The sequence below is a fragment of the Streptomyces sp. AC627_RSS907 genome, assembly GCF_019049165.1.
The window spans coordinates 4,551-10,298 of sequence record NZ_JAGMUE010000358.1 but is presented as its reverse complement, the minus strand read 5'-3'; the positions used below and the strand labels follow the sequence as shown (position 1 = coordinate 10,298).

7 protein-coding genes and 1 pseudogene are annotated in these 5,748 nt (G+C 71.9%); 5 read left to right on the top strand and 3 right to left on the bottom strand.

The window, feature by feature from the left end:
• Nucleotides 1-501: 501 nt before the first annotated feature.
• Both KUM32_RS35770 and KUM32_RS44250 read right to left on the bottom strand, forming a co-directional pair.
• A complete protein-coding gene (locus KUM32_RS35770; protein WP_217146082.1) occupies nucleotides 502-1,011 on the bottom strand; it encodes a serine hydrolase in 510 nt (169 codons plus the stop codon).
• Between the two features lie 85 nt (nucleotides 1,012-1,096).
• Nucleotides 1,097-1,264: pseudogene (locus KUM32_RS44250) on the bottom strand (LysR family transcriptional regulator); the annotation flags it as partial.
• Nucleotides 1,265-1,348: 84 nt separating this feature from the next.
• On the opposite strand from KUM32_RS44250, the gene KUM32_RS35760 reads away from it, so the two are divergent.
• The 3 genes from KUM32_RS35760 (at nucleotide 1,349) to KUM32_RS35755 (ending at nucleotide 2,831) form a co-directional block, all read left to right on the top strand.
• Nucleotides 1,349-1,930, top strand: coding sequence for a sigma-70 family RNA polymerase sigma factor (locus KUM32_RS35760; protein ID WP_217146081.1), 582 nt, complete (start codon nucleotides 1,349-1,351; stop codon nucleotides 1,928-1,930).
• 31 nt (nucleotides 1,931-1,961) lie between these two features.
• Complete coding sequence (locus tag KUM32_RS44830; RefSeq protein ID WP_302185224.1) at nucleotides 1,962-2,096, top strand: hypothetical protein; 135 nt, start codon at nucleotides 1,962-1,964, stop codon at nucleotides 2,094-2,096.
• A 237-nt stretch (nucleotides 2,097-2,333) separates the two neighbouring features.
• A complete protein-coding gene (locus tag KUM32_RS35755) occupies nucleotides 2,334-2,831 on the top strand; it encodes an RICIN domain-containing protein (RefSeq protein WP_217146080.1) in 498 nt (165 codons plus the stop codon).
• Nucleotides 2,832-3,249: 418 nt separating this feature from the next.
• On the opposite strand, the gene KUM32_RS35750 is transcribed toward KUM32_RS35755, so the two are convergent.
• On the bottom strand, nucleotides 3,250-3,717 hold the full coding sequence (locus KUM32_RS35750) for a hypothetical protein (protein ID WP_217146079.1): 468 nt from the start codon (nucleotides 3,715-3,717) through the stop codon (nucleotides 3,250-3,252).
• A gap of 707 nt (nucleotides 3,718-4,424) precedes the next feature.
• Here KUM32_RS35750 and KUM32_RS35745 point away from each other — a divergent pair.
• Nucleotides 4,425-4,706: a hypothetical protein gene (locus KUM32_RS35745; RefSeq protein ID WP_217146078.1), complete on the top strand. Its 282-nt coding sequence runs from the start codon at nucleotides 4,425-4,427 to the stop codon at nucleotides 4,704-4,706.
• Between the two features lie 136 nt (nucleotides 4,707-4,842).
• Entirely contained in the window at nucleotides 4,843-5,715 is an 873-nt protein-coding gene (locus KUM32_RS35740) for a 3-hydroxyacyl-CoA dehydrogenase (RefSeq protein ID WP_217146077.1), read from the top strand.
• The last annotated feature ends 33 nt before the right edge of the window (nucleotides 5,716-5,748 follow it).

Sequence of the window (5,748 nt, the reverse complement as noted above, 5' to 3'; positions counted from 1 at the left end):
GGGCATGGGGGGGCGGGCTTTCGCTGAAGGCCGGGGTGGGGGGCGACGGGTGAATGGCCGCTCACGCCGGTCCGGGCGGGGTCACACGGGACGGGCGGGCACCGGGGAACGCGCTCTTCGACGACACGGGCGAGCAGGGTGGCACAGATGCCGCGGGACCGGCCGCCCGCGGATCGCCGTCGGCCCGGCCGGCACGGCGGAGGCGTCCCGTCGGCGGTACGGCGTCGGCGCGGCGTCCGCACGGTCCGGCGGCGGTTCCGGTCGCACCCCGGCGGCTGCGGAGCCGGTGCGGACGGTGGACCGGGTGCGGAGGGGGGCGGTCGGTATCAGGGGCTTGCCTTCCGTTGGGGCTGCGGGGGAGCCTACGCGGGCCCGCGGGTGACGGGATCAGCCGGTGTGCCCGGCCGGCCCGGTGAGGTGTTCCGGGTGTGCGGAGATGCCCCGGATGCGCGGCACATGCCTCGGTTCCGCGGACGGCGCGAACGGTGCCATGTCCGGCCCTCAGCGGGCGGCGCGCGGCGCGTCCACCGCCATGCCTGCCGTGGTGCTGATCACCGCGTCGGCGCTCGGCAGGTGGGCGGCGGTGGAGACGGAGCGGGTGAAGACCCCGACAGCGCAGCGACCGCCGTCGGGGTTCTTCGACGACGCCGTGACGACGCCGACCTCCGTGCGTACGGTCGGCAGACAGCCGGTCTTGCCCGCGACACGGACGTCGTCGAAGGGGAAGCCGGAGGCCGGGCGGTGCGGCCGGACCTGGAGGCCGAGGGTGCGGCGCATGGCCACGCAGAGCTCCGGCAGTCCCGCCCGGTCCCGCCAGACGACCGTGAACAGCCGGGTCATGCCGCGCGGTGTGCCCTGGTCGGTGCGGGCCGGGTCCAGCACGCGCGGCCGGGAGACGGCGTGCGGGGCGAGCGGTGCCCGGGACGCATCGGGGCCGGTGTCCTCCCGGATCATGGTCGGCATGCCGCGGAAGTCGGCGAGAGCGGTCAGCGGGACCGACGTCGAGCTCATGAGCGGCCAGAGCGGCCGGCCGGCGGGGCGGTGGACCGAGCACGTTCGTGGCGTCCGGGAGCGGCAGCCGCCTCGCCTTGGTGATGCTGACCTGCCTGCCGACGCGTTCGAGCGGCACTCCCCGCTCCGTCTCCAGGCGCTGGATCCGCTGTGACAGGGGCGGCTGTGCCCTCCCCAGGCAGGCGACGGCCCGGCCGAAGTGTGACGCTTCCGCAGCAGTCACGAAGCGCTCCAGGTGCCGCACAAGGCCCATGATCAGCTGCGATATCAATAGTTGATGAATACCGATCCATATCAATCTTGGACATGAGGCGCGGGCACCTGGTGTTCTCCTCCCATGCCCTCCACAGTGACGCCCCACGTGACCCCGCTCGACGGCCGTCGGGCCGACGCCGCCGCCGACACCGTGCGCGTGGCCAGAGAACGGTTCGTGTCGGAGCTGTACCAGCAGCACCGACGGGCGGTCTTGCAGTATGCCGCGCGCCTGCTGCAGGGCGACTGGCACCGAGCCGAGGACATCCTCCAGGAGGCCGCCGTGCGCGCCTGGCGGCACGCCACCGACCTGGGCGGACGCCCGGACGACGTCCGGCCCTGGCTGTGGACCACGGTCAAGCACCTCGTGATCGACCATCACCGGGCCCAGCGGCGGCGGCCCGTGGAGTGGACACCGGTCGAGGAGGTGGAACTGTCGGTGCCCGACCAGGCGGACCGGATCGTGCGCAGCCGTCTCGTACACCACGCCCTGGCCGGCCTCACCGAGCAGCAGCGGGAGATCATACGGCTCATGTACTACGCGCAGTGGAGCGTCGCCCAGGTGGCCGAGCACCTGGACATCCCGGCCGGCACGGTCAAGTCACGGTCGTACTACGCCCTGCGGGCCCTCAGGCGCGCGCTGGACTCCACCGGCGAACGGATCTGAGACGACCAGCACCGGAGGCGGCCTTCCGGAGGTGACCGTGCTGGTGCGGCGCTGCGGACCGCTGCACGGCGACTGGCACGTGCGGCGGCCCCGGCCGGAGGGCGTCCTCGTGGGCCACCTGCGGGTGCGCGAGGCATCCGCTCCACGTGCGGAGGTGCTGGCGTGAAAGGGTCCTTCGGCTCGCCCGGCATCAGCGGCTCCTGCTTATCGGCTTCGGCGCGCCGCTGCCGACAGCCGTCGCCGCGCTCGCGGCGTACTCACGCTCCGGCGTGCTGGACGACCTGTTCATCCGGCCTGCCCGGACGGTGAACCGGTTGTCGCGGCGGGACGTAGTGACGAGCGTTCGTCGTGGACCGCTTGCTCGCGGAGAGCCGGCCCGACGGCAACGTTCACAGGAGGACATGTGCGCAAAGTAGTGGGCATCGTCGGCGGTCTGGCCCTGGCCGTCGGGATTGCCACCGTCGCGGTGGGCAGCGCCCAGGGGGCGTCGCCGGAGATCGTGCCCTACAAGCTGAAGAAGGGCGACCAGTGCCTGGTGGCCACTTCGGGTGGTGCCGTCACCATGGGCAGCTGCAGCAGCCCCAATGCCGTGTGGACCCATTCCGGTCCGGAGTACGACATGAAGTACAACAAGGGCACCGGCAAGTGCCTGGAGGCACAGGACCGCTTCGTGAAGACGGGCACCTGTAACGTCCAGAACGCCAACCAGCGCAACTGGCACAACATCCCCGCCGGTGCGACCGACGGTTACATGACGGTCGTCCCGTCGAAGTATTACCAGTCCAGTCCGACCGCGAAGCGCCACCTCACCAAGTGGGACGGCGGGTCGCTGTCGCTGGAGAAGAGCATCGGTGAAAGCCTCTCGACCAAGGCCGTGTGGAAGTGGATCGAGGCCAAGTGACGCACGTCGCACGCACCACGGCACGCCGCTGACAGGCGCGCCCGTATAGCTTCCCGGCGGACCCCGCCGCCACCCGGCTCCCGGGTGGCGGCGGGGTCCGTCCCGCTTCGCCGGGCGGCAGCCGTGACGGCACGACCACGGTGGTCGTGCCGGGCCTGGTGGCGACGGCCGGAGGCCGGCCGGAACGGCTCCTGTGGGCCAGTGCCGCGCAAGCGTTCCGCCGCCGTGGAGGAGGCAGGCCGGCTCACCGAGAGCGGGTCACGGATGCGGGAGCGGTCCCGCATCGCCGCCGAGCCGCACGACCTCACCGGCCCCGGCCGACGCGACCGGGCCGCGTGCCGACGTCCGGACACCGGTGGAGAAGTCACGCCGCGGCGGAGTCCTCGTCGACTTCTCCTGGGACGGCCCCGCGTTCCCCTCACCGCAAGGTGTGGACGGTGGCGTCACCGGCCGATCCCCGGGTCGGGATCCTGGTGACGGTGACCCGGTGCCCGTCGGTCAGGCGCCGCAGGCCCGCCGCGTCGGGCTGGAGCCTGCCGTGCTCGAACGTGACGAGGCTGATCCGGGTGCGGGCCGGCGGGGTCATGGCCCGGTACTGGGCGTAGGTCACCGCGTCGCAGCCGGAGTACCAGCCCATCTCGGGTTCGTAGCCGGTGACCAGCAGGCACGGTTCCGTCGAGTGCAGCTGCCGTGCGACGGGGACGGTGGAGTCGCTGAGCCGGTCCGGCGCGGGCATGGCGCCGTACGCGGTCACCTGCGCCGTGCCGAACACGGTCAGCAGGCCCAGGAGCCCCACCGCGGCCGTCACCCGACGGTTCCGCTCTCCCGCCAGGCCGGGGAGCTTGCCGACGCCGAGGACGAGCAGCAGCACGACGGAGAGGTACACGAAGCGGGGCCGTGGGCATGCCGCTGCCGCCGGCCAGGAAGGCCCGCCGGTCCAGGCTCTCGGGCGGGGGCATCACGTGGACTCCGGCCGTGAGGTGGATGTCCTCGGCCCAGCCGCCGTACAGGCCGTCATCGGGGGACAGGGTGATGCCGTAGGCCTTGTGGTGCGGACAGCGGGTGGTGGCGTGAGCGACGGTGCGATACCAGCAGCGGCCGCAGGTGCCGTACCTGTCGAGGAACGTGACGTCCTGTCCGAGGAGCCGTGGCCGTCCGTCCCGCACACCTCGCTGCCCAGGGTGCGCAGGGAGGGCACCGCCCGGTTCCAGTCCGGGCAGGGGCGCGTCACGGAGTTCGAGCGGAGCGTCGGGTTCCGGCATGACGACGGTGGTGACCATGGTCTTTCTCTGTTCCTGGACGCAGGGGGTGGGCGGGTGGCGGTCCAGAAGGAGGGACGGTGCGCCCTACCGCCTCCGCATGACCGATGAACGGGTCGGTGACCCGAACGGTTCACGGGGGTGCGGGATCGAGCCGGGGCGGACGCGTTCCGCCCGTGCCGCGGGGACGGCGGGCGTCGGTGGGCGGGAGCGTCTCCACCCTGGGGCAGAGCCGGATCTCCGCCTGTGCGGCGAGGCGGGGCGGGGGACGCGGCGGAATGCTTGTCAGTGAGACGAGAACGTCTCGCACACCACCAGGGGAGGAAACCCGATCATGGATCTCACCACCGTACTGATGCTGTCCGTCGGGGTCACCGGCGTTGTCGCGACGATGGCCTCCCGCGGTCGGTGGGAGGCCCCCCTCGGGCTGGTCGCCGCCACGATGATCCTGACGTTCCCGGTCACGTACATACTGCTGGAATGGCTGGCGGACGGGGCCGAACGGTGGTTGACCATGACGTTCCAGGTTGGGACGAGCCTTCTGGTCAGCGTGCTGGCCAGCCCGCTGTACCGGCGGTGGTGGCAGGGAGGCGCCACGGCGGACGCGGCGCACTGAACCGCTGGACCCGCTCGGTCGTAGTGCCTGGCGGGCGGCCCACCCACACGTGCGGAAGTCGTGCGCAGGTCCTCGGGGCCGGCCCGTCTCCGCGCCCTCTTTCCCGGAGGGGCACCGCGTACGAGGAGTAGACGGTATGACCGACCTGTCCCGCATCACCGTCCTGGGCATCGGTGTCCTGGGTTCACAGATCGCCTTCCACACGGCTTACAGCGGGCTGGATGTCGTGGCGTACGACGTCGACGAAGCCGCGTTGGAGCAGGCTCGGGAGCGGCTGGCGCTTCTGGTGCCGAGGTACGAGGGGGAGGTCGAGTCGGCCGGTGAGCAGGGTCGGGCGCGGCAGGCGCTGGAGCGGATCAGGCTGACCTGCGACCTGACCGACGCCGCCGGTGAGGCGGACCTGGTGATCGAGTCGGTGCCGGAACAGCCGGCCGTGAAGAAGGACGTTCTCGCCCGGCTCGGGGCCGTCGCCCCGGCCCACACGGTGTTTGTCACCAACACCTCCGCCCTCCCGCTGAGCGCTCTCGCGGACAGCACGGGCCGGCCGGAGCGGTTCCTGGCGCTGCACTTCGCCAACCTGGTGTGGCGGCACAACATCGCGGAGGTCATGGGCACCGACCGGACCGATCCCGAGGTCTACGCGGACGTGGTGCGCTTCGCGACGCGGATCGGGATGGTGCCGATCCCCCTGCGCAAGGAGAAGCCCGGGTACGTGCTGAACTCCCTCCTCATGCCGCTGCTGAAGGCCGCGGGTGAGCTGCTGACCGAGGATGTCGCCGATCCGGCCGCGGTCGATGACGTCTGGCGGATCGGGACCGGCGCGTCCTACGGCCCGTTCGAGATGCTGGACATCATCGGGCTTACGACGGCCCATCACATCGCTGCGCGCGGGGATGCCAAGCAGCGGGAGTTCGCCCGGCTCATCAAGGAGCGCTACATCGACAAGGGCAAGCTGGGTGTCGCCACGGGCGAGGGGTTCCACTGCTACCCCGGTGATGGCGGCCGCTGAGACGGCAGACCGGGCCGGTCCACCGGCCCTCGA

Coding starts and splice junctions, on each gene's coding strand:
- KUM32_RS35740 (WP_217146077.1), top strand. CDS start 4,843: ATGACCGACCTGTCCCGCATCACCGTCCTGGGCATCGGTGTCCTGGGT.
- KUM32_RS35745 (WP_217146078.1), top strand. CDS start 4,425: ATGGATCTCACCACCGTACTGATGCTGTCCGTCGGGGTCACCGGCGTT.
- KUM32_RS35770 (WP_217146082.1), bottom strand. CDS start 1,011: ATGAGCTCGACGTCGGTCCCGCTGACCGCTCTCGCCGACTTCCGCGGC.
- KUM32_RS35760 (WP_217146081.1), top strand. CDS start 1,349: ATGCCCTCCACAGTGACGCCCCACGTGACCCCGCTCGACGGCCGTCGG.